The sequence below is a fragment of the Bacillus sp. L381 genome (assembly GCF_030284525.1).
In the GTDB taxonomy this organism is placed as follows: Bacteria; Bacillota; Bacilli; order Bacillales; family Bacillaceae; genus Bacillus; species Bacillus amyloliquefaciens.
The window spans coordinates 3,601,031-3,624,285 of sequence record NZ_CP127224.1 but is presented as its reverse complement, the minus strand read 5'-3'; the positions used below and the strand labels follow the sequence as shown (position 1 = coordinate 3,624,285).

Genomic DNA, 23,255 nt, shown 5'->3' with positions numbered 1-23,255 from the left:
TTTTTTTAACGCTGGAAAAATTCAATCCATTCGCCGTCAGGTCCTTCAATGTAAAAGTAGCGGTATCCGTTGGGAAGCGTCGTGATTTCTTCATCAATAAATACAGCGCCCTGGCGTTTCGCATGCGTGAATTCCGCCGCGATATCTTCAGTTAATAAAGCGATATGATGCACTTTTCCTTCTGCGGGAAGCTCGCTGCTGTAGCCTTGGATCAATTCAATCTCCGTCTCGGGCCCTTCCTGAAAGCCGAGAAAGGCGAGTTCAATAATGCCGTTTGTATGGGTGATCCGGTCCTTTAACGTCATACCGAGAACGTCTTGATAAAAGGCGATGGATGTTTCAATATCTTTGACCATAATGCCTGTATGGTCGATTCTTTTGGCTGTCATGGTTTTCCCCCTGTTTTGTATTTTTCGGGACAATGCATGTTTTATGGTACGATAAGAGAAAGCAAAACGAAAGAGGAATGCACAATGAAGCTACTTACAGTGAAAGATACATTTGCCGGAAAGCTGAAAAAAGGATTCCCCCTGATTGAAAAAGACGCTCTGTCCGGAAGCTCGGCTCACTTAACAGAGGGCGATCTTTTTGATGTGAAATCCGAGAAGGGTGAATTTATCGGAAAAGGCTATTACGGTCTGCAGAATAAAGGAGTCGGCTGGGTGCTGTCCCGCGCGAGAGATGAACGGATCGACGGACGCTTCTTTCTGGACAAGCTGAAAAAAGCGGCTGAAGCAAGGGCCCATCTGTTTAAGGCGTCCGATACAACGGCGTTCCGTCTTTTCAACGGTGAGGGCGACGGCATCGGCGGCGTCACGATTGACTTCTATGACGGTTATCTGCTGATTCAATGGTACAGCAAAGGCATTTACGCATATAAGGACAGTTTGATTGAGGCGATTGACGGGCTGGAACTGTCTTATAAAGCGATCTACGAAAAGAAACGGTTTGATACCGCCGGACAATATGTAGAAGACGACGATTTTGTCAAAGGCGAAAGAGGAGATTTTCCGGTCATTGTTCAAGAAAACGGGATACAGTACGCTGTGGATTTAAACGACGGGGCGATGACGGGCATTTTCTTAGACCAGCGTCATGTGCGCAAAGCGATCCGGGACAAGTATGCAAACGGCAGACGGGTGCTGAATACGTTCTCTTATACGGGAGCATTTTCCGTTGCGGCGGCGCTTGGAGGAGCAGAGAAAACGACAAGCGTCGATGTCGCCAACCGCAGCCTGGCAAAAACGATTGAACAGTTCAGCGCCAACGGAATTGATTATGAGGCGCATGACATTAAGGTTATGGATGTATTCAAATACTTCGGCTATGCGGAAAAAAAAGGGCTGGCATTTGACCTCATCATCCTTGATCCGCCTTCTTTCGCCCGCACAAAAAAACGGACGTTCAGCGCGGCGAAAGATTATAAAAACCTGCTGAAGGAAACGATCGCCATCACTGCGAAAAACGGCATCATCGTTGCATCGACAAACAGCAGCGCCTTCAACATGAAGAAATTTAAAGGCTTTATAGAGGCTGCCTTTAAAGAAACAAACGAGGGTTACGACATTTTGGAAGAATATACGCTTCCGGAGGATTTCAAAACGATACCCGCGTTTAAAGAAGGGAACTATTTGAAGGTTGTTTTCTTGCGGAAAAAATAGGATTATCGTGTATAGCGTGGAGGAGGGAAAAGAAACCCCTCCTCCGCCATGTGGCGGTTGAATTCTTCCTGTCGCTTCATGAATTCAACCAAAGGATTGTCCTGTAGCGATGTAGCGGTATCCGATATGGTTAGTTTTGAACGATATAGGCTTGCTATATGCTTTACCGTTTCGTCGAGTGAGTGTCCATTGATCTTAGTCTTTGTACATAGATACTCTAAAGTCTTTACGTCATCCTCGGTATAGAGTCGCCATCCTTTTGAATCTTTATTGAAGGAGCAGTCTTGTTCTTCAAGCATACTGGCATACTTGCGGACAGTCACCGGCTCTATACCGAGGTGTTTTGCGACGTCTTTTGATGATAATTTGACTCCCATGTCCATCACGTATCACCTCGTAAAAAGGTTCGCTATGGCGAGGCGAAAGCCCTTTTAGTGCTGCATACTTTATATGTTTGAGTTGTTTTGGGATAGGATATCAAGGTGCAGTGTTCAGTGTATAAGCATCAAATGTTTTGGGGAAAAGTCGAGGGGTTTTGACAAAAGAAATGGTATAATTTCTTTAAGAGTGAGTACCCCCCAATGTGGTTGAAAAAAGAGGATGTACATACAAAGTAGGACGGGAAAAGGCTTTTGAATTACAAAGACGAGGATGATCTATTGGCATCTTCACTTTAAAAATTCATCCGTAAATAAGTCTTTAAACAAAAAAAGTTAGAAAGAGGTAAAAATATGAAAAAAACCTTTTACTTATTTTTGATATTATATATAATAATAGTATTATTGCTTAATTCTGTATATGATTTAAGTAATGTATTATTAACTGTTTTGTTTGCTATATTCGTTGGTGCATTAGTGATTTATAGCATTGCGAAACGGAGTAAAAGGTGATGAGAGAAAAAAGTGTTAAAGAAGGTTACTAAATTATTAATAGCGGGGTGTATTCTCGCTACCGTGTTGTCTGCTTTTGCCCCTAGTTCTAAAGCAGCTTGTCGACCGACAAATCTTGGAACTCAGTGTGATAATGATGTTCTTCTTAAAAAGAGGGTAAAGGTTTATTACACAAAGAATCAGGTAAATAAAGTTGTGTCTAGATATAACAATATGGGGTCTAATAAAGGGCTTATTCTGGGTTATATTATTGGGCTAGCACACCCTTCTGCTGGTTTAAGTGTTTTAATGTATCAAGTAGGAGCTAATAATATGATTAAGCCTTTTAAAACTGCTAAATCTAAGAAAAAGGGTCTAGAGATTTCTTACACGGTTACAGTTTATAAGTGGTCAAATGCATCTACTAAGGTTTCTGGAGTAAAATATAAATATAGATAAGACCAAGTAATACATAATGAGCAGGCGACGGCCTGCTTTTTTTATTTACGGAAGAATGAATAAGGAAAACTGAAAATCGATCTGCAGATCAGGAAGCCTAGGGGATGATGCGTTCCTAGCGTGAGTCAACGGTAACCGGACCGTAGGGAGTCGCTTTAAATTGGGCGAAAATAATAATGACTTTCTTACTGTCCAAACGTTATTAAAGAAACAGTCCGCTATTACTTAGTATCTCATCTGTATCAAGTAAGGTGGCCTCTCTTATCCCCGCATTGTTAGCTTTCATGAAGGATTGCACAGCCTGGTAGCCTACCGCATAGCCTGCAAATGGTGATAATCCAACAGGCTGATAACCTTGTTGAGCTGCAAAAGTGTCACCAAACATATAACTGCTGACCTCATCGAATCCTTTAATATGTAATGAGTCTTTGAAGATTTCTTTTGAGTATTCTAAGTCTTCTTTTTCAAAGGAAGTAACCCAAGGACCTAAAAGCGTTTCTCCGTAAAGTTCTTTGGCAAATGATTCTGCTAACCCCTCTATAATTAAGTAATCACCGACCGTTACGTTCCCATAATCCCAATTGAAATATGAAAAACGAATATTATGATGAAATTCATGAGCAATTACAGCGGGCAGTCTTGGTATATTATATGAATTGGGGAATATACAAATTTGAATAAACCCTGGAATGCCTCCAAATCCACAATATCCTTTATGTAATTCAAGCTTTTTTTGATTAGCTAGATACATCCCAAATCTTATTTCATCAGCATTTATTTGTAAGTTGTTTTGTTCGATAAATTCAACACAATGAGTTAAAGTGTCAAATGCAATTTGAGAAGCTTGAATTTCTTTTAGGTTCTCTAATGCTTTTCTACCGGTTTCCGTATCCGTTAAGCTCAGATAGCCCATCATATTTGTAGCTACTATTACATCATATCCGTTAGGGTGCTTTGCCTTTAAGGGAACATTTATCTTTTTCCACATGTCTTCAAAAGGTTTCATCATTGAATATCGATAATAATCTTCTCTATTTTCAGTCATTGAAAATAACTTTTCGTATTGCCTAATTGTATCTTCCATAATGATTTTAATTGGTATCACCCTTTTTTTGACTGTCTATGAAAATTTTAATTGCATCACTCATAAGCTTCGCCAACCCTTCACCATACTGATCGATGTTCTTAGTAAAGCGTGTATCTTCAATATAGAGTTGACCTAATCCATAAAAAGCATCAAAAGAATATTCACCAAAATTCTCATTTAGAAAATCAAACCATTCTTTGATAGCTGTTTGTACTTCTGGAGACTTCGGGGATTGATTAATAAGGAGTGCAAATGTATTGAACATTGTAGTCCACTTATCAGATAAATCTTTTTGCTCGTCATCAGTCATGTTTTTCAATCTTATATTTACCTCATCGACAGGTTGATCGCCCCACCGTTTGCGAGCTTCTTGTTCATAAAGATCATGCTTAAAGTGAATACCTTCAAACCTCTCTTTGTTTGTCATGGAGATTTCTCCCTTGATATGTTTGATTGATTTATCTATGGTTTCAATCATCTTGTCTACTCTATTTCGTTTCTCAATCAACATTTTCTTTTGTAATATTAATGCCTCCCTTCGGTTAAATGAAGGACTATTGATGATTTCTTTAATCTCTTTTAAGGAGAAATCGAGCTCCTTGAAAAATAATATCTGTTGCAGCTGTTCAAGATTCTCTTCAGAATAAAGCCGATAACCGGAATCGGTGGTTTCTTTAGGAGTCAATAATCCAATTTGATCGTAATGATGGAGAGTACGGATGCTTACTCCAATCAGTTCAGCTACTTCTTTTACTTTCATACCCGTCACTTTTTCCACCTCCTCAATTGCTACTCTAAAGTATTACGCAACGTAAGAGTCAATAGTTAGCTGTACATTTTTTGTAAAAGGGGAGAACATTGATTTTAGTTATGAAAACAAAAAAAGCCGGGCGTGAAACCCCGGCTTTTTTTCTATTCAATAATTTGCTGCACCCGGCCGATTCGGCCGTCTTCTAGGCGAACCTTAATGCCGCGCGGGTGGAAGCTTGAGTTTGTCAAAATATCTTTCACGATTCCTCTTGTCAGCTTCCCTGAACGCTGGTCGGCTTTCAGGACGATATCGACTTCAAGTCCTTTTCTGATGCTGCTTCGCTGCTGGCCGTTCATATGACACATCCGTTCTTCAGTCTTTTCACTTCATGTCTTATCATATCGTGTTTTCGTCTTTTTATGAAGGACGGACAAATCAATTCTTACGGCCAACAAAAAAAGACCGCTCTGTAAGGAGCAGTCTTTTATGACATAAACGAAAGCAAAATCGGGGCCGCGCACAGCGTCATAATCGCGGCGAGAATCATGGACACGCTTGAGATCGTTCCAGATACGGAGCTGAGCTCAAATGCTTTAGATGTTCCCGCTCCGTGCGCGCTTGTTCCGAGCAGCACGCCCCGGGCAACTTCGTTATCAATGCGGAAATAGCGGATGACCATCGGCCCGATGATCGTTCCCAGTAAAGCCGTTAAAATGACAAAAACCGCTGTAACAGCCGGCATCCCGCCGATCATTTCTGATACGTTCATGGCAATCGGCGTCGTCACGGATCTCGGTACGAGACTGTCGACTAAGCTGCTGCCGAGATGGAACCATTTCGCGATAAAGGCCGTTGACAGAATGGCGATACATGAACCGACCGCCACGTTCAAAATAATTTCCACGGCGTATTTCTTTAAAATCGGGAAATATTTATAAAGCGGGATGGCGAACGCCACTGTGGCCGGCTGAAGCATATCGGTCAGCACTCCGCCGCCGAGATTGTATGTCTGATACGGGACATTGACAAGAAGCAGCAGTCCGACCAAAACGGCGGGCGTAACCAGAAGCGGCGAAGTATACACCCGCGGAAATCGAATGTAGAGTTTTTTTGCGCCCAAATACACCAAAACAGTTAAGAATAAACTTAAGATTCCGATGAACACGTTTGTTTTTTCTCCTTTCTTTTTGCTATAAGCTGTGTAAGCGTACCTGTTGAAACCATCACAACAAATGTGCTGATGACGACGACAAGTAAAATGCTTACGCCGAATTTAGACATAATATCTCCGTATTCAATCACTCCGACGGCAGACGGGATGAAAAACAACAGCAGCTCGCCGAGGAGCCATGCTGCGCCAAGCTCAATCCATTCAAGCTTGATAATCTTGAAATGCAACAATGTGAAAAGAATCACAATCCCGATTATACTGCCGGGAATATTTATATGAAGAGCCGCCGTGACCCAATTGATCAGACGCGCAAATATAAACAGCAGAGCGATTTGAATAACGGTAAGCAGCAATTTTTTCATCATGATGCCTCCCTTATATTTATATTGTACATAAGGTTTTGCTATAGGTAAAATATATATAAAGAATAATATCTATTCCTTTTGTCTATAGAAAGGATGAAATGAAATGGACATCCGGCACTTAACGTATTTCTTAGAAGTGGCCCGTTTGAAAAGCTTTACGAAGGCTTCACAGTCGCTGTATGTTTCGCAGCCGACTATCTCAAAAATGATTAAAAACCTGGAGACGGAGCTCGGCATCAAGCTCTTTTACCGCAATGGCCGGCAGGTTGAACTGACTGACGCCGGACAGAGCATGTATGTGCAGGCGCAGGAAATCACAAAGTCATTCCAAAACCTGACGTCAGAGCTGAATGATATTATGGAAGTGAAGAAAGGGCATGTCCGCATCGGACTTCCGCCGATGATCGGGTCCGGCTTTTTCCCGAGGGTGCTCGGTGACTTCCGCGTCACATATCCCGAGGTGACGTTTCAGCTTGTAGAAGACGGCTCTATTAAAGTGCAGCAAGGGGTGGAGGACGGCTCGCTTGATATCGGCGTTGTCGTGCTCCCCGCGAATGAAGAGATTTTTCATACGTTTACAATCGTAAAGGAAACCCTTATGCTCGTCGTCCATCCGTCACACCGGCTCGCTGACGAGAAAGAATGCAGTCTGCACGAATTGAAAGACGAGCCTTTCATATTTTTCAGGGAGGATTTTGTCCTTCATAATCGAATTATGACGGAATGTGTGAAAGCCGGATTCAGACCGCACGTCATTTATGAAACATCACAGTGGGACTTTATCAGTGAAATGGTATCGGCCAATCTAGGCATCGGCCTGCTGCCGGAAAGAATCTGCCGCGGCCTTGATCCTGAGAAAGTCAGCACCATTCCGCTCGTTCATCCGGTCATTCCGTGGCATTTAGCCATCATTTGGCGGAAGGACCGCTATATGTCCTTTGCCGCCAGAGCCTGGCTGGAACATACGAAATCGTATTTATGGAATCCGAAAAAGAGAAAAAAGGATGATTAAACCATGGACGCACAAACCGCAGCTCAAAACTTGAGTAAAGTGCGGGAGCAAAGCCCGCTTGTTCACAGTATCACCAATAATGTCGTCACGAACTTCACCGCTAACGGCCTGCTCGCGCTCGGCGCATCGCCCGTTATGGCATATGCAATCGAGGAGGCCGCCGACATGGCGAAAATCGCCGGAGCGCTCGTCCTGAATATAGGCACTCTCAGTACGGCGTCGGTTGAAGCGATGATCGCAGCCGGAAAATCGGCTAACGAAAACGGCGTTCCGGTCATTTTTGATCCGGTCGGCGCCGGCGCCACACCGTTTCGGACAGCATCAGCCCGCAAGATCATACAGGAGGTCCGCTTGTCCGTCATTCGCGGAAATGCCGCGGAAATCGCCAATATTGCCGGCGCCGCCGATTGGAAGATAAAAGGCGTGGATGCAGGGGAAGCCGGAGGAGATCTGGTTCAGCTCGCCAAGACCGCTGCAAGCGGGCTGAAAACGGTCGTTGCGATTACCGGAGAAACCGACGTGATTTCCGACGGCACCGACATATACGCCGTACATAACGGCGATAAACTGCTGACGAAGGTAACTGGGGCTGGGTGTCTGCTGACATCTGTGATCGGAGCCTTCTGCGCAGCAGAGCAGGACGTTCTGCAAGCGGCCGTTTCAGCCGTTTCTGTATACGGAAGCGCAGCTCAGCTTGCCGCTCAGGATACGTCTCATAAGGGACCGGGCAGCTTCCAGATTGAGCTTTTAAACAAGCTGTCGGCCATCTCAGAACAAGAAGCGGCCGAACTTGCTGCAATTGAAAGGGTGACAGAAAAATGACGCGTATTTCTCGGGAAATGATGAAGGATATTTTATCGGTTTATTTTATCATGGGATCAAATAATACAAGCGCAGACCCCGTTTCTGTGGTAAAAAAAGCCATAGAGGGCGGCGCTACGCTTTTTCAATTTCGGGAAAAGGGGAGCGGTTCTTTAACAGGAGAGGATCGTGTGTTATTTGCAAAGCAGGTGCGGGATGTCTGCAGGCGGGCCGGCATTCCTTTCATTATTAATGATGATGTTGAATTGGCCTTGCGCCTTGAGGCGGACGGAGTGCACATCGGCCAGGATGACGCGGACGCTGAAGAAACGAGAGCGGCAATCGGTGATATGATTCTCGGTGTATCGGCACATAACGTCTCCGAGGTGAAGCGGGCGGAGGCCGCCGGAGCCGATTACGTCGGAATGGGTCCGATCTATCCGACCGAAACGAAAAAAGATGCCGAAGCTGTGCAGGGCGTTACATTGATTGAAGAAGTACGGCGTCAGGGCATCACCATTCCGATTGTAGGAATCGGCGGCATTACGGCTGACAATGCGGCGCCCGTCATCGAAGCGGGGGCAGACGGCGTCAGCATGATCAGCGCCATCAGCCAAGCCGAAGATCCAAAGGCGGCGGCGCGCAGGTTTTTTGAAGAAATTCGGCGCTCCAAAGCAAAAAGCTGACATGTTTCTGTCAGAAGGGCTGTCCCGTGAGGACGGCCCTTTTTCTGTATGCACAACTTTTTATTGACAAAGGCTGATATCGGACTATGATTATGATATATAATGATAATCATTTTCAACTACAGGAGGTGCATGATGGCACGGAAGATTGCTTTCATGTTATTCAGCCTGCTCGTCATTTTCAGTTCTTCTGCCGTGGCGAAAGGCGCTGATCCCATCGGTTCACTTATCAGCCTGAATCAGCAAATGATTCAATCTGCAAAAGACGGAAACCTGCAATCCGTCGAAAAAACATTTTCACAATTCAAAACTGTATGGAAAAAGGAAGAGCCTGCTATCAAAAAAGAAAATATATCTTCCTACTCAAAAATGAACTCCAATATCGCAATGATTTCACTTTCTCTGATTAATAAAGATACAAAAAAAGTACAGGCGGCGCTTTCTGAGCTTGGGTCCCATTTGGAAACCTACCGGCAGGCCGTCACATTAAAAGACGCAGCCGGAGGGAGCTCAAGACTTACACTCTCTGCCTATATTCAAAGCTTAAAAGAGACGAAACAGCTGATCAAAAGCAGCCAAACCGCTGAAGCCCAAGCAAAAATCGATCAGCTTGTCACGAATTGGCTGGCAGTCGAAGGAGATGTCGTGTCCCAATCAAAAACGGCCTACACGATTTCAGAAGAGAACCTGGCGCTTATGAAGGCGGAAGCTGAAAACCGCCCGGACCAGGCCATTAAGCATATTGATGAAATGATTCAGCTCCTTGAGCCGATTGCGTCGAGCAGCTACAGCTGGCTGGACGCCGCTCTTATCCCGGTAAGGGAAGGAATGGAAGCGCTTCTTGTGATCGGCGCGCTTTTGACGATGACGAAAAAAGCCCGGGTCACCCGTTCATCAGCTTGGATTTGGGGCGGAGCGTCACTCGGCATGCTCGTCTCTCTCGGTGCGGGAGTCGGCGTCACACTGCTGTTTTCCTCGAACATTTTTGGCGAAAATAACTTTCTGCTCGGCGGCGTGACCGGCATTCTGTCTGCCGTGATGCTCCTGTATGTCGGGGTCTGGCTCCACCGGAACGCTTCAATGGATAAATGGCGGGAAAAAATCAATACACAAAAATCGCAGGCGCTTAAAAAAGGCAGTCTGCTATCCTTCGCGCTGATCGCCTTTTTGGCGGTCGTCAGAGAAGGACTTGAAACGGTGATCTTTTTTATCGGCCTCGTCGGCAAGCTGCGGCTTACAGAATTAATAGGAGGAACCGCGGCGGGATTGTTGATCCTTGCGGCAGCGGGTTTTCTCATGATTAAGCTCGGAATGCGGATTCCGTTAAAGCCGTTCTTTCTGCTGTCCATGGCCGTCGTGCTGTATATGTGCGTGAAATTTCTCGGTACGGGCGTCCACAGCCTGCAACTGGCGGATATTCTGCCGTCTGACGCCGAAAGCTGGCTTCCGTCGGTATCGTTCCTCGGCATCTATCCGTCGATTTACAGCACAATTCCGCAGCTGATCATCATCGGATTTTTAGCCGTCGCACTCGTTATGGAAATCTTAAAAATAAAATCGAATAGAAGGGAAGTTGCAAAATGAAACATATCCAGAAAGCGGCTTTGTCAGCCGGCTTACTCCTCGTTTTGTGCTCGGGCTGCGGCGCTCAGCAGTCAGCGTCTGACAAAGGAGCCGAAAAAAACAGTGTAAACCAGGAAATCAAAACATCAGTTGACAAAATGGAGGATATTCTCACCAAACTGAATGAATCCGTTAAAAAACAAGACCGGAAAGGCATTCAGCAAAAAGGGAAAGAACTGAACAGCTACTGGCTCTCATTTGAAAATAAAATCCGCGGCGATTATCCGTTTGAATACACGGATATCGAAAAGCACCTGCAGCCGATTTATACAGAAGCACAAAAAGATAAGCCTGATACAGAGAAGATTAAATCGGAATCCGTATCGCTGACAGCCTCGCTGGAAGAGCTGACGGGCGCTGAAAAAAGCAGCAAAAAGGCAAGTGACCAGCTCAAGAAAGCGGCTGATGACTATAAAACATATGTGAAAAAACAGAGCGATCAGCTTGTAAAGTCGACCGAAGCGTTTACAGACGCTGTCAAGGCCGGGGACATCGATAAAGCAAAATCACTTTATCCGAAAGCGCGCGTCTATTACGAGCGAATTGAACCGATTGCCGAAAGCCTCGGCACGCTTGACCCGAGAATCGATGCCAGAGAAAATGATGTGGAAGAAGGCGACAAATGGACGGGCTTCCACAAGCTTGAAAAAGCGCTCTGGAAGGACAATAAGATTACTGGCGAAAAAGAAACGGCCGCCGTTCTGTTAAAGGACGTGAAGGAGCTTGACGGCTCTATCGCTTCTCTCAAACTGACGCCGGAACAAATCGTCGCCGGCGCCATGGAACTCCTGAATGAAGCGGGCATCTCAAAGATCACGGGTGAAGAAGAACGTTACTCCCGAATTGATTTAACAGATCTGGCCGCTAATGTCGAAGGCTCAAAAGCCGTATATGAAACAGTGAAAAGCGCGCTTGTGAAAGACCATTCCGACGTCACGGAAAAGCTGGATACGGAATTCAGCGAATTTGAAGTTTTGATGTCGAAATACAAAACGGGTGATCACTCGTATACGTCTTATGATAAATTAAGTAAAGATCAAATCAGAGAGATAAGCACAAAGCTGACGGCCCTTTCTGAAACCATGTCGAAGATTGCCGATGTGCTTTAAAAAGGAGTTATAACACAGCATGAGCGATGAACAAAATAAGGAAAAACAGATCCACAGACGGGATGTTCTGAAGTGGGGCGCCGTAGCGGGCGCAGCCGTCGCTGTCGGAGCGAGCGGCCTCGGAGGACTCGCGCCGCTTTTCAAACCGGCGGCCACCGCTTCAAAGAAGAGTCAAGGGAAAAGTGAAAGTGATCAAATCGTTCCTTTTTACGGAAAGCACCAAGCGGGAATCACAACGGCGCACCAGACGTATGTGTATTTTGCGGCGCTTGATGTCCTGTCAAGCGACAAAGCTGATGTCATCTCCCTTTTCAGAAATTGGACCAGTCTGACGCAGCTCTTGACCTCAGGCGCCGCCCTGTCAGGCGAACAAAAAAATAAATATATGCCTCCGCAGGATACCGGGGAGTCGCAGGATCTGGCACCGGCGAATTTAACCGTTACCTTCGGCTTCGGCCCCGGTTTTTTCGAGAAAGACGGGAAGGACCGCTTCGGACTTAAGGATAAAAAACCGAAGCACCTCGCCGATATTCCGCCGATGCCTAACGACAAGCTCGATAAGAAACAAGGCGGCGGTGATATCGTCATACAAGTCTGCGCGGATAATGAACAGAGTGCGTTCCACGCGGTGCGCAATCTGATTAAACAGGCAGTCGGCGTGTGTGAAGTCCGCTTTCTCAATAAAGGTTTCTTAAGCGGCGGAAAAAACGGCGAAACCCCGCGTAACCTTTTCGGATTCAAAGACGGCACTGGCAACCAAAGCACGAAAGATGAAAACCTGATGAATTCAATCGTTTGGGTTCAATCAGGGGAGCCGGACTGGATGACGGGCGGCACGTACATGGCGTTTAGAAAAATTAAAATGTTTTTAGAAATATGGGACCGTTCATCCTTGAAAGATCAGGAGGACACGTTCGGACGAATGAAAAGCTCGGGCGCGCCTTTCGGACAAGAAAAGGAAACCGACCCCGTCAAGCTGAATCAAATGCCCGCCGACTCACATGTCAGCGTGGCGAAATCAACCGGCAGACAGATTCTGCGGCGGGCATTTTCCTATACGGACGGAATTGATCCGAAAACGGGCTATGTTGACGCAGGCCTGCTGTTTATCAGCTTTCAAAAAGACCCGGACCGCCAATTTGTCCCGATGCTGAAAGCTTTGGCGGCAAAGGATGCGCTGAATGAATACACACAAACGATCGGCTCCTCCTTATTCGCCTGTCCCGGCGGCTGTAAAAAAGGAGAATATATCGCCCAGAGGCTTCTGGAATCGTGACACCTTCCATATGGAGGGTGTTTTTTTAAAAAAACACTTGTAACTATTTATGTTACAACTTAAAATAAAAAAGAAAGGAGACTTACAATGACACTGCAGATTAAAGTATATTCTGATTATGTTTGTCCGTTTTGCTTTGTCGGCAAAGCGGCGTTTGAAGAAGCAATTAAGGACAAGGACGTACAGGTGGAATGGATGCCGTTTGAATTGCGTCCGAGCCCCTCACCAAAACTTGATCCGGTGAATGACCCCGCCAAGCGGCAGATGTGGGAAAACTCAATTGAACCGATGGCGCGGTCTTTAGGCGTTGATATAACGTTCCCCCGCGTATCACCGCATCCTTACACGGATTTGGCGTTTGAAGGCTTCCATTTTGCGAAGGAACATGGGAAAGAAAGCGAATACCATACACGCGTTTTTCGGGCGTTCTTTCAGGAAGAACAAAATATCGGTGACATTGACCTCCTGACAAAGCTTGCGGAAGAAGCCGGACTTGACGGCGGCGCGTTCAAAGAGGCGCTTGAGACAAGGGCGTACAGACACATACAGCGGGAAGCGCTCCGCCATGCCTATGAGGAAGCCGGCATTACCGCAGTGCCGACGTTTATCATCGGTGATGAAAGAATCCCGGGCGCGGCGGGAAAGGAAACCTTTGAACAAATCATTGAGCGGGAATTGAATAAACGGTAACAGTAATAAGCCCTCTGCATCAGCAAGAGGGCTTTCCCATATAGTGTTTGACAAATGTTTGTCTGTCCGCTTCATATGCCGCGGCGTCAAATGAATCACCGCAAAAATGAAGGCACCAAGGCTCTTTCTGGCAGGCGACGCCGACTTGATAGCCGTGTTTTTGAAATTCAAGCGACTGTGATGTGTCGTAAAAATGAAAGCCGCGAAACAAATCCTCCCGCCACTCTACGTCATATTGAGCGGCCATTAACAATCCGTCAATGGCGTCAGCATGCGTAAACAGGCCGTTTTCTTCACCGTTTTCAAATTCCAGAGGGTGGTAACCATTCCCCCGGTATTCAATCACTTTTCCCAGCCGATGCCCGCTTTCCCACCAAATACCGTTCGGCGGCAGAGTTTTGCAGCCGGCGACACCGAGAAGGCCTAGCTCCCGATGAGATTGAAAGATATGAAGCATGTCTCGCAGGAAATGCTGATGAATGATAAATGTATCCTGATGCAGATAAATTTTATACTTGGCAGGGTGTTTCAGCGCTTTGTTGTAGGAGGAGGCCATGCTTTCTGAATCGTATATCGGCATGATATCAACGGAGTGTGAGGGGGGAACGGTGAGCTGCAGGATATGGTTTTTGCATTGGGAGTAAAGCGATTCATCATTCACACAGACGACAAACAGAAACGAATGCGCATCCATTACATGCTCCTCTCAGCCTCAATCACATATTGATAGGCCGATGCCTCTGTCAGAAAATCATGCCTTATGCCAAGCTGTACGCAGACTTCGTGCAAAGATGCGATGGCCTTGTGATAAGAGGGATGATCAACACGGATCGCCTCAATGCTTTTCACCTCATAGCCGGAGGCTTTAAATAAGGAAAGAGTCTCTTCACGCGTAAAAAAACGCAGGTGGGTCTGATCCATTAATCCGGCATCTCTGTATGTCCATTTGCCGGCTAAAAGCTCAAGCACCACCGAGATGTGGCCGACATTCGGTATGCATGCAAGCACTGTGCCGTCTTTTTTTAAATAAGGGCGAAGTTTTTTCAGCACTGACCACGGGTCGACAAGATGCTCCAGTACGTCTCCGAACAGCATACAGTCGAATTGCTCTGATTTGTACGGAAGAATGGCGGATTCAATGTCGCCGCAAAGCACGTGGCTCAATTTGTTTTCCGCCTTTTCAGCTGCTTCGGGATACGCTTCAATACCGTAAACCGTTATTCCGCGGTCTTCAATCGCCGCGCCTAAATTACCCGTGCCGCAGCCGACATCAAGCACTGTACGCCAGTTTTTGTCTATTTTTTTTAATAAATAAGGATTCAGGCCTTCGTAGTAGTTCTGTTGTTTTTCATCATAATAGGGATTCGTATCCATCTGTGTATCACCTCGTAAATCGGCATAATACACAAGATATGCAGCGGGGGGATCTCATATCACCATGTTTGGCTGTTCAGGTAGCGGAATGCGGGCGGGAATGGTTGTCCGGTATACGGTTTTGTTCTCTGATTCCCCTCATAAGATTGCGGGTGTTCCTTTGAAAACTCGGGTGCGGGCGGACTGTGTCATATAGTAAAAGGATCCGCCTGTAATCTTACCGCTGGCGGATGGTGTTTTTCATTGGTGTTTTTTTCTTCACCGCTTTTTCAGCATTTAAGAATCGCCTTACATCGTCAATGTGCAAACCCATGATTCTAGCCTCTTGAATTAACAAATGCCAATCTTGATCTATCTCTTTCATTACATGAGTTTTCATAAGAACCTCCAATTGAAAAATTGATTTGCCCAGCTACAGCAGCCAATGTATAACAAATATCACACATAGTTGGCCGGTAATCCCAAATTGAAGATAAATTCACCTACCTATTCCCTAAGAAAATGACTGAAATACCCAAAATCCTTCAAGAAATCTTACATATAATAATAAACAATTAAATACTGACTGGATAGTATGTAAATGAAAATAAACCATTAAATACTGACTGGATAGTATGTAAATGAAAATAAACCATCTGACCTATTAACATTTACCCTTTGAACGTCGAACTAACATATTCTTTTTACATAAAAAATACCGCAAAAGAATGATTCGGTGTAAGATAAAGTGAAGATCAAACAGCTGGGGTAAAAAATGAAAAAAAACAAATTTCAAATTAAGAGAGAAGAAACATTTGAAAGTTTTATTGACGCAGGCCTTCATTTGTTAATTGACCGAGCTTACGATACAGTATCGATAGATGAAATCAGCAGAGCCGCGGGTTACAGCAAAGGCGCCTTTTACGTTCATTTTGAAAGCAAAGAAGATTTCCTGAAGCATTTGTTAGACAGGCGTCAGATCAAAAAAAGGATCATTACCGGCTATCTCGACGAAATAGAACGGCAATCAGCCAGGCCGCTGACACTTTATGAAGCGGCAAGAAGCGCGGCTGACTTGCTGATGCATCTTATTAACAGCAAACCGGCATGGAACATCGTGTCCTTTGCCCTTCACATGCCCAATTACAAGGTGGTACAGGAGTATGATGCCTATATCCGTCTTTACGAGCTATGGATTGAAGAAAGCTGCTTGTACATAAATTGGCTCAAATCGAGAAATTTAATAGAAGAACAAATTGATACGGAATACACCGCCAGAATGATGTGCGCGCTCATTGACGGCATGATTAAGCAATCAAACGTGCTGGGGCGCTCCGTTACCTTCCGCAGCCTGTTTGATGCGCTCTCTGTTTTCTTCAGTAACAGAAAATCAGGGTAAGTTCGTCTTTATTTGACAAAAGGTTTAGAAAAGTTTTTCAGAAAGCGAGGAATTGCCATGCGCTACAGAGAAATTATGATGTATATCATTATGGGTGTTTTCACGACGATCGTGAACATCGTCAGTTTTTACATTCTGACGTCGATGTTTCAGATGGATTACAAGATGGCGACCGTCGCTGCTTGGATTCTGTCCGTTCTATTTGCTTATGTCACGAATAAACTGTATGTATTTCAGCAAAAAACCGCGGGGATGCGGAGTCTGATGAAAGAACTGACAGCCTTTTTCAGCGTGCGGGTATTGTCTCTCGGCATAGATCTCGCCATGATGATTCTTCTGGTCAGTCAATTTCATATGAACGAAACTTTGGCGAAAATCGCCGATAACGTCATTATCGTAGTCGTCAACTATGCGGCCAGCAAGTGGATTGTCTTCAGAAAAGCGAAAGAAGAGGGCGTGTCATAACGGTTTCTTTCCGCGCCCCGGGGGAAAGAGTAACGGGAAAGGGGATACGTATGAAACACAAAATAAAGAAAGCGTTTGCTGATGTATTCGGGGAATCGGAGGACCTGCGTATTTTCTTTGCGCCCGGCAGAGTGAATCTCATCGGAGAGCATACGGATTATAACGGGGGCCACGTCTTTCCGTGCGCACTGACGATCGGTACATATGCAGCCGTCCGGGAGAGAGGGGACAGGCTCGTCAGAATGTACTCTGATAATTTTAATGAAGCGGGCATAAAGGAATGCAGTCTCGATGAGATCCGCTACCAAAAAGAGGACGGGTGGGCCAATTATCCGAAAGGGGTCATGGCGGAATGTCTCAGGAGCGGTTTTTCTCTTCCGCACGGCTTCGACATTGTATTCTTAGGAAATATCCCGAACGGCGCAGGGCTGTCATCATCAGCCTCCATTGAACTTGTCACGGCGGTCATTCTCAAGGAATGCCATGGACTTGATGCGGATATGCTCGACTTGGTGAAACTGGCTCAGGCGGCGGAAAATTCTTTTATCGGCGTCAGCTGCGGCATTATGGATCAATTCGCCATCGGGATGGGAAAGAAAGATCACGCGATCCTGCTGAATTGCGGGACGCTCGCCTTTAAATATACGAAGCTAGGGATGTCTGGACTGTCGATCGTTATTGCGAATACCAATAAAAAACGAACGCTTGCAGACTCAAGCTATAATACGAGGCTTAAGGAGTGCCGGGAAGCGCTTTTTGATCTGCAGAAGCACCTTTCCATTCAGTCACTCGGGGAGCTGTCTCCTTCCGCTTTTGACGCTCATGCGGAGCTGATTCAGAATGAAGTGAACAGACGCCGGGCGAAACACGCCGTCTATGAAAACCACCGCACCCAAAAGGCGGCCGACATGTCCAGCAGCAATCAGCTTCATCACATCGGCGAATTAATGAGGGATTCGCATCTTTCTTTACGCGATGACTACGAGGTGACAAGTCTTGAGCTGGATACACTGGCAGAAGCGGCATGGCGCCATGCCGGGGTTGTCGGATCAAGGATGACGGGAGCCGGTTTCGGCGGCTGTACGGTCAGTATCGTCAAGGACGATGCCGTGTCAGATTTTATTGAAACGGCAGGGGCCCGCTATAAGGAACAGACCGGGAGAAAGGCTGACTTTTATACGGCGGATATCGGGGCCGGAGCGAGAGAACTAAAGGGGGATGACAATGGCGATTGAGCGGCACGTAGAACGTTTAATCCGGTACGGACTGCAAAAAGAGCTGATTTCATTTCTTGATATTGAATATACAAGAAACCGTTTATATGAAACTTTGCACATAACCCATCCGGAGCCTTCAGAACAGATAGAATATGAATCGGCGGCGTCTCTGCCGGACATATTAGCCCCGATTTATGAATGGGCGGCAGAGACGGGCCGGATTGCAGCCGATACAGACACATACCGCGATCTGCTGAGCGCGAAGATCATGGGCTGTTTTGCTCCGCAGCCGTCAGAGATTGTCCGGCGTTTTGAAGAAACAAAGGCAGTGCACGGTCCGGAGCAGGCGACAAAGGCGTTTTACCGATTTTCAGAGGATGTGTATTATATCCGTTCGGACAGAATTCAGCGGAATATCGGGTGGACGGCTGAGACGGCTTACGGAAAGCTGGACATCACGATCAACCTTTCAAAACCGGAAAAAGATCCGAAAGCAATTGCCGCTGCCAAAGAGCAGCCGCAATCCGATTACCCGAGATGTGTTCTCTGTAAAGAAAATGTCGGATATGAAGGAAGGCCGGATCATCCCGCGCGTCAAAATCTTCGCGTCATTCCGGTGATTCTCGGTGATGAGCAGTGGTTTCTGCAATTTTCTCCGTATGTGTATTACCGGGAGCATTGCATCGTTTTGAAAGACCGGCACGAACCGATGAAGATCAGCAAAAAAACGTTTGACAGGCTGCTGTCGTTCGTCAGCCAGTATCCTCATTATTTTCTCGGTTCCAATGCTGATCTGCCGATTGTCGGTGGCAGTATTTTAAGCCACGATCATTTTCAGGGGGGCGATCACGAGTTCCCGATGGCGCAGGCGGAGACAGAAAGCCGTTACAGGCTGCCTGATTATCCGAATACGGCTTTGGGCGTCGTGAAGTGGCCGATGTCGGTCATCCGTCTGCAAAGCGAGAGCGCGTCTGAGCTTTCTGAGGCGGCAGATTCCATCTTGCAGGCATGGCGCGGCTATTCCGATGAGGCGGCGGATATCCTCGCCCATTCAGGGGAGACACCGCACAATACAATTACGCCGATTGCCCGGCGGAGAAACGGTTTATTCGAATTAGATCTCGTTCTCAGAAATAACCGCACCTCAGATGAGCATCCGCTGGGAATTTTTCATCCTCATCAGGAAGTTCATCATCTGAAAAAAGAAAATATCGGACTGATTGAGGTGATGGGGCTTGCGATTCTGCCGGGGCGTCTTGAAGAAGAGATGATCCGCACGGCTGAAGCGCTGTGTTCACCGGACCCGGAGGCGGCTTTAACGGCCGATCCTTCTGCGGCCAAGCATAAGGAGTGGGCGCTCAGCGTGCTGCACAAGCGGAAGGTAACGAAAGAAAACGCGGAACAGATTCTAAAAGAAGAAATCGGACATGTCTTTGCCCGGATACTGGAGCATGCCGGCGTCTTTAAACAGACAGAAGAAGGCAGAGCGGCTTTCCGGCGTTTTATCAGCCATTTGGACGCTCTACCGGAAAAAAGCCTCATCCCATAAGGGACGAGGCTTTTTTTTATCCTCTGCTTCTGGCGATGAGGCTGAACAGAAATACCACGATCGCCGCTCCGATGATTGCCGGAATGATAGCAAAGCCAGCAAGGTGCGGACCCCATGTGCCGAGCAGTCCGTGCCCGATCCATGCGCCGATAAGACCGGCGATCATTGACCCGATAATTCCCCCGGGCATACTTCCTTTTACAAATAAACTTCCGATCCAGCCGATAATAATAGCTACAATCAGAGATACGATGAAACCCATAAATATCACTTCCTATTTTTTATTGTTTATGCCTATATGTTTCCTTCGTTTTGTCCATATTAAACATATGAATGTGTTTTTTATAATGAACATATCAACGCGCGTTCATCTCTTTTTTTTCACCATGCGTTGCGTTAAAATGGAAACCGTGTGAAAAGGTGTGAGCAAAGGAAAAAATATTTCCTATGTGGAATGGTTAACAAAATGAAGTTTTTTGTTGACCAGCGTATTTTATTATGGTAAACCTTTATTTGGTATTATTCGTTCTCACTATCTTTTTTCTCTATATATGCTAAATGATCTAAAACTTTTTATGTTTTATTTATGCAAGGGAAAAAAGTTCATGCATTTTTTGTCGATTTTGTGACATCAGGGCGAAAAAAAGATGAACTTTAGAAAAAAATAAAGCTAATAAGGGCAGATTTTGATAGCATAACAAGGTAGATAGAGAAAAGATTTTGAGAAAGTACATTTCAGATTCACTACATCAATAGGAAGGATGGTGATCTTCTTGTTCAGAGCATTTAAACCGTTACTTTTATTAGCGATGTTGGCTGTTGTTTTCGTACTGGGCGGATGCAGCGACATTTCCGTGTTAGATCCGAAAGGACCTGTGGCAGACCAGCAAAAAGATCTGATTCTCTTGTCAATCGGATTTATGCTGTTCATTGTCGGCGTCGTATTCGTACTATTTACAATCATTTTAGTGAAATACCGCGACCGCAAAGGCAAAGACAGCGGAAATTACAAGCCAGACATGCACGGCAACACGTTCTTAGAAGTAGTCTGGACAGTGATCCCAATTTTAATTGTCATTGCACTTTCTGTGCCTACCGTACAGACGATATATTCGTTAGAAAAAGCGCCTGAAGCGACTAAGGATAAAGAACCTCTTGTCGTTTATGCTACTTCGGTAGACTGGAAATGGGTATTCAGTTACCCTGAGCAGGATATTGAGACGGTTAACTACCTGAACATTCCTGTAGACCGTCCGGTTTTATTTAAAATTTCTTCAGCAGATTCAATGGCGTCGCTATGGATTCCTCAGCTCGGGGGACAAAAATACGCGATGGCGGGAATGCTGATGGATCAATACTTACAGGCTGACAAAGTGGGAACATATGAAGGCCGCAACGCGAACTTCACCGGCGAACACTTTGCCGACCAGAAATTCAACGTAAAAGCCGTTACGCAAAAAGACTTTAACAACTGGGTGAAAAAAGCCCAAAGCGATTCTCCAAAGCTGACGAAAGAGAAGTATGACGAACTGATGCTTCCGGAGAATGTCGGTAAATTAACGTTCTCTTCTACACACTTAAAATACGTTGACCACGGCCAAGATGCCGAATATGCGATGGAGGCGCGCAAACGCCTTGGCTACAAAGCCGTATCACCGCACTCTAAAACAGATCCGTGGGAAGATGTTAAGAAAAACGAATTTAAAGTATCCGACGATAAACAAGATTGAAATTGAACAAGAAAGGAGGAAGCCCGAATGAAATTGAGATGGGATGAATTTTTTGTAACAGGTGACCCATTAATTCTGGGCGCACAAGTTTCCATTGCGCTTTCCACTATTGCTATCATCGTAGTACTCACATACTTCAAAAAGTGGAAGTGGCTCTGGTCTGAATGGCTGACGTCTGTAGACCATAAGAAACTTGGAATCATGTACATTATCTCTGCTGTTATCATGCTGTTCCGCGGCGGGGTCGACGGCTTGATGATGCGTGCCCAGTTAGCGCTTCCTAATAACAATTTTTTAGACTCAAACCACTATAATGAGATCTTTACGACTCACGGTACGATCATGATTATCTTCATGGCGATGCCGTTTTTAATCGGTCTGATCAACGTTGTCGTACCTTTGCAGATCGGTGCGCGCGACGTAGCATTCCCGTACTTGAACAACCTGAGTTTCTGGACGTTCTTCGTAGGTGCGATGCTTTTCAATATTTCTTTCGTTATCGGAGGTTCTCCGAACGCAGGCTGGACGAGTTACATGCCGCTGGCAAGTAACGACATGAGCCCTGGGCCTGGTGAGAACTTCTACTTGCTCGGTCTTCAGATTGCCGGTATCGGTACGCTGATGACGGGTATCAACTTTATGGTGACGATCCTGAAAATGCGTACGAAAGGCATGACGCTGATGCGTATGCCGATGTTCACATGGACGACGCTGATTACAATGATTATTATCGTATTCGCCTTCCCTGTTCTGACAGTGGCATTGGCGCTGTTATCATTTGACCGTTTGTTCGGCGCTCACTTTTTCACGCTGGAAGCCGGCGGTATGCCGATGCTTTGGGCTAACTTATTCTGGATCTGGGGACACCCTGAAGTTTATATCGTTATCTTACCGGCTTTCGGTATTTTCTCTGAAATTATTTCAGCGTTTGCAAGAAAGCAGTTATTCGGTTACAAAGCGATGGTCGGCTCTATTATCGCCATTTCCGTCCTGAGTTTCCTTGTATGGACTCACCACTTCTTCACAATGGGGAACAGTGCGTCTGTTAACTCTTTCTTCTCGATCACAACGATGGCGATTTCGGTTCCGACCGGGGTTAAAATCTTTAACTGGCTCTTTACGATGTATAAAGGCCGAATCAGCTTTACAACACCGATGCTGTGGGCGCTTGCGTTCATCCCGAACTTCGTTATCGGCGGGGTAACAGGGGTTATGCTTGCGATGGCTGCAGCGGATTATCAATACCATAATACGTACTTCCTCGTATCTCACTTCCACTATGTGCTGATCGCGGGTACGGTATTTGCATGTTTCGCAGGATTTATTTTCTGGTATCCGAAAATGTTCGGCCACAAGCTGAACGAAAGAATCGGAAAATGGTTCTTCTGGATCTTTATGATCGGATTTAATGTATGTTTCTTCCCTCAATACTTCTTGGGGCTGCAAGGTATGCCTCGCCGTATTTACACATACGGACCGAATGACGGATGGACTACATTGAACTTTATTTCAACTGTCGGAGCCTTCATGATGGGTGTCGGATTCTTAATCCTTTGCTACAACATCTACTACAGCTTCCGCTACTCTACTCGCGAGATCAGCGGAGATTCATGGGGCGTGGGACGTACGCTTGAGTGGGCGACTTCATCTGCGATTCCGCCGCACTACAACTTTGCGGTGCTTCCTGAAGTGAAATCTCAAGATGCGTACCTGCAATTGAAAGAAGACAAAGTGGATATTCATCCGGAAAGCAAGTTCAAGAAAATCCATATGCCGCACAACTCCGGCAGACCGCTTATTATGTCAGTGGCGTTCGGTATTGCAGGCTTCGGACTTGTCTTTGAATGGTTCTGGATGGGCATTGTCGGCTTGATCGGCATTCTGCTTTGCATGGTGCTTCGTTCATTTGAATATGACAATGGATACTATATACCTGTTGAAGAAATAAAAGAGACGGAAAGAAAGATTTCCGAATAAAGGAG

26 protein-coding genes are annotated in these 23,255 nt (G+C 45.8%); 15 read left to right on the top strand and 11 right to left on the bottom strand.

Features of this window, described 5'->3' with window-relative positions; all coding sequences use genetic code 11:
• Positions 1–5: 5 nt before the first annotated feature.
• Complete coding sequence (glxA, locus tag QRX25_RS18625; RefSeq protein ID WP_013354053.1) at positions 6–389, bottom strand: glyoxalase GlxA; 384 nt, start codon at positions 387–389, stop codon at positions 6–8.
• Positions 390–473: 84 nt separating this feature from the next.
• On the opposite strand from glxA, the gene QRX25_RS18620 reads away from it, so the two are divergent.
• Positions 474–1,661: a class I SAM-dependent rRNA methyltransferase gene (locus QRX25_RS18620; RefSeq protein WP_115996549.1), complete on the top strand. Its 1,188-nt coding sequence runs from the start codon at positions 474–476 to the stop codon at positions 1,659–1,661.
• A 2-nt stretch (positions 1,662–1,663) separates the two neighbouring features.
• Here the strand turns inward: QRX25_RS18620 and QRX25_RS18615 are convergent, their stop codons facing one another.
• Positions 1,664–2,044: a MerR family transcriptional regulator gene (locus QRX25_RS18615; protein WP_238156931.1), complete on the bottom strand. Its 381-nt coding sequence runs from the start codon at positions 2,042–2,044 to the stop codon at positions 1,664–1,666.
• A gap of 519 nt (positions 2,045–2,563) precedes the next feature.
• On the opposite strand from QRX25_RS18615, the gene QRX25_RS18610 reads away from it, so the two are divergent.
• A complete protein-coding gene (locus tag QRX25_RS18610; protein WP_071347382.1) occupies positions 2,564–2,989 on the top strand; it encodes a BON domain-containing protein in 426 nt (141 codons plus the stop codon).
• Between the two features lie 202 nt (positions 2,990–3,191).
• On the opposite strand, the gene QRX25_RS18605 is transcribed toward QRX25_RS18610, so the two are convergent.
• From QRX25_RS18605 to QRX25_RS18585, 5 genes are all read right to left on the bottom strand, one after another.
• Positions 3,192–4,073, bottom strand: a complete 882-nt coding sequence (locus tag QRX25_RS18605; protein WP_212101805.1) for a DUF2268 domain-containing putative Zn-dependent protease — start codon at positions 4,071–4,073, stop codon at positions 3,192–3,194.
• A 7-nt stretch (positions 4,074–4,080) separates the two neighbouring features.
• The gene (locus QRX25_RS18600; protein ID WP_212101802.1) at positions 4,081–4,836 is read right to left on the bottom strand and encodes a MerR family transcriptional regulator; all 756 of its coding nucleotides are present in this window, start codon (positions 4,834–4,836) and stop codon (positions 4,081–4,083) included.
• A 152-nt stretch (positions 4,837–4,988) separates the two neighbouring features.
• Positions 4,989–5,183 carry a YwbE family protein gene (locus QRX25_RS18595; protein WP_014471213.1) on the bottom strand — a complete coding sequence of 65 codons (195 nt, stop codon included), beginning with the start codon at positions 5,181–5,183 and terminating at the stop codon, positions 4,989–4,991.
• Positions 5,184–5,311: 128 nt separating this feature from the next.
• Positions 5,312–5,992 (bottom strand): CidB/LrgB family autolysis modulator, encoded by a 681-nt coding sequence (locus QRX25_RS18590; protein WP_212099794.1) that lies wholly within the window; start codon positions 5,990–5,992, stop codon positions 5,312–5,314.
• Positions 5,974–6,360 (bottom strand): CidA/LrgA family holin-like protein, encoded by a 387-nt coding sequence (locus QRX25_RS18585; protein ID WP_007407725.1) that lies wholly within the window; start codon positions 6,358–6,360, stop codon positions 5,974–5,976. Before QRX25_RS18585 ends, QRX25_RS18590 begins: the two co-directional genes overlap by 19 nt.
• A gap of 106 nt (positions 6,361–6,466) precedes the next feature.
• Here QRX25_RS18585 and cidR point away from each other — a divergent pair, with 106 nt between their 5' ends.
• The 7 genes from cidR (at position 6,467) to QRX25_RS18550 (ending at position 13,560) form a co-directional block, all read left to right on the top strand.
• Positions 6,467–7,375, top strand: coding sequence for a cidABC operon transcriptional activator CidR (gene cidR, locus QRX25_RS18580; RefSeq protein ID WP_115996554.1), 909 nt, complete (start codon positions 6,467–6,469; stop codon positions 7,373–7,375).
• A 3-nt stretch (positions 7,376–7,378) separates the two neighbouring features.
• A complete protein-coding gene (thiM, locus tag QRX25_RS18575; protein ID WP_212099791.1) occupies positions 7,379–8,197 on the top strand; it encodes a hydroxyethylthiazole kinase in 819 nt (272 codons plus the stop codon).
• Positions 8,194–8,862: a thiamine phosphate synthase gene (gene thiE / locus QRX25_RS18570; RefSeq protein WP_115996556.1), complete on the top strand. Its 669-nt coding sequence runs from the start codon at positions 8,194–8,196 to the stop codon at positions 8,860–8,862. Before thiM ends, thiE begins: the two co-directional genes overlap by 4 nt.
• Before the next feature lie 135 nt (positions 8,863–8,997).
• Entirely contained in the window at positions 8,998–10,446 is a 1,449-nt protein-coding gene (gene efeU, locus QRX25_RS18565; protein ID WP_212099788.1) for a ferrous ion permease EfeU, read from the top strand.
• Positions 10,443–11,594, top strand: coding sequence for an iron uptake system protein EfeO (gene efeO / locus QRX25_RS18560; protein WP_212099785.1), 1,152 nt, complete (start codon positions 10,443–10,445; stop codon positions 11,592–11,594). Before efeU ends, efeO begins: the two co-directional genes overlap by 4 nt.
• A gap of 19 nt (positions 11,595–11,613) precedes the next feature.
• Positions 11,614–12,870, top strand: coding sequence for an iron uptake transporter deferrochelatase/peroxidase subunit (efeB, locus tag QRX25_RS18555; RefSeq protein ID WP_212099782.1), 1,257 nt, complete (start codon positions 11,614–11,616; stop codon positions 12,868–12,870).
• Between the two features lie 87 nt (positions 12,871–12,957).
• A complete protein-coding gene (locus QRX25_RS18550) occupies positions 12,958–13,560 on the top strand; it encodes a DsbA family oxidoreductase (protein WP_212099778.1) in 603 nt (200 codons plus the stop codon).
• Between the two features lie 19 nt (positions 13,561–13,579).
• Here QRX25_RS18550 and QRX25_RS18545 read toward each other — a convergent pair whose 3' ends face one another.
• The 3 genes from QRX25_RS18545 to QRX25_RS18535 form a co-directional block, all read right to left on the bottom strand.
• The gene (locus QRX25_RS18545) at positions 13,580–14,254 is read right to left on the bottom strand and encodes a glycosyltransferase family protein (RefSeq protein WP_212099775.1); all 675 of its coding nucleotides are present in this window, start codon (positions 14,252–14,254) and stop codon (positions 13,580–13,582) included.
• Complete coding sequence (locus QRX25_RS18540; RefSeq protein ID WP_013354038.1) at positions 14,254–14,934, bottom strand: class I SAM-dependent methyltransferase; 681 nt, start codon at positions 14,932–14,934, stop codon at positions 14,254–14,256. The genes QRX25_RS18545 and QRX25_RS18540 overlap by 1 nt, the downstream gene beginning before the upstream one ends.
• Positions 14,935–15,151: 217 nt before the next feature.
• Entirely contained in the window at positions 15,152–15,313 is a 162-nt protein-coding gene (locus QRX25_RS18535) for an anti-repressor SinI family protein (RefSeq protein ID WP_013354037.1), read from the bottom strand.
• 375 nt (positions 15,314–15,688) lie between these two features.
• Here QRX25_RS18535 and QRX25_RS18530 point away from each other — a divergent pair, with 375 nt between their 5' ends.
• From QRX25_RS18530 to galT, 4 genes are all read left to right on the top strand, one after another.
• Positions 15,689–16,312, top strand: a complete 624-nt coding sequence (locus QRX25_RS18530; protein ID WP_212099772.1) for a TetR/AcrR family transcriptional regulator — start codon at positions 15,689–15,691, stop codon at positions 16,310–16,312.
• 78 nt (positions 16,313–16,390) lie between these two features.
• Complete coding sequence (locus tag QRX25_RS18525; RefSeq protein ID WP_065982940.1) at positions 16,391–16,777, top strand: GtrA family protein; 387 nt, start codon at positions 16,391–16,393, stop codon at positions 16,775–16,777.
• A 50-nt stretch (positions 16,778–16,827) separates the two neighbouring features.
• Complete coding sequence (locus tag QRX25_RS18520; RefSeq protein ID WP_212099770.1) at positions 16,828–18,012, top strand: galactokinase; 1,185 nt, start codon at positions 16,828–16,830, stop codon at positions 18,010–18,012.
• On the top strand, positions 18,002–19,543 hold the full coding sequence (gene galT, locus QRX25_RS18515) for a UDP-glucose--hexose-1-phosphate uridylyltransferase (protein WP_065982638.1): 1,542 nt from the start codon (positions 18,002–18,004) through the stop codon (positions 19,541–19,543). Before QRX25_RS18520 ends, galT begins: the two co-directional genes overlap by 11 nt.
• Positions 19,544–19,559: 16 nt before the next feature.
• Here the strand turns inward: galT and QRX25_RS18510 are convergent, their stop codons facing one another.
• Positions 19,560–19,805: a GlsB/YeaQ/YmgE family stress response membrane protein gene (locus tag QRX25_RS18510; RefSeq protein WP_003150926.1), complete on the bottom strand. Its 246-nt coding sequence runs from the start codon at positions 19,803–19,805 to the stop codon at positions 19,560–19,562.
• Positions 19,806–20,307: 502 nt separating this feature from the next.
• On the opposite strand from QRX25_RS18510, the gene qoxA reads away from it, so the two are divergent.
• Together qoxA and qoxB are read left to right on the top strand one after the other, a co-directional pair.
• Positions 20,308–21,273: a cytochrome aa3 quinol oxidase subunit II gene (qoxA, locus tag QRX25_RS18505; RefSeq protein WP_088030703.1), complete on the top strand. Its 966-nt coding sequence runs from the start codon at positions 20,308–20,310 to the stop codon at positions 21,271–21,273.
• A gap of 27 nt (positions 21,274–21,300) precedes the next feature.
• Positions 21,301–23,250, top strand: a complete 1,950-nt coding sequence (gene qoxB / locus QRX25_RS18500; protein ID WP_065982637.1) for a cytochrome aa3 quinol oxidase subunit I — start codon at positions 21,301–21,303, stop codon at positions 23,248–23,250.
• Positions 23,251–23,255: the final 5 nt, after the last annotated feature.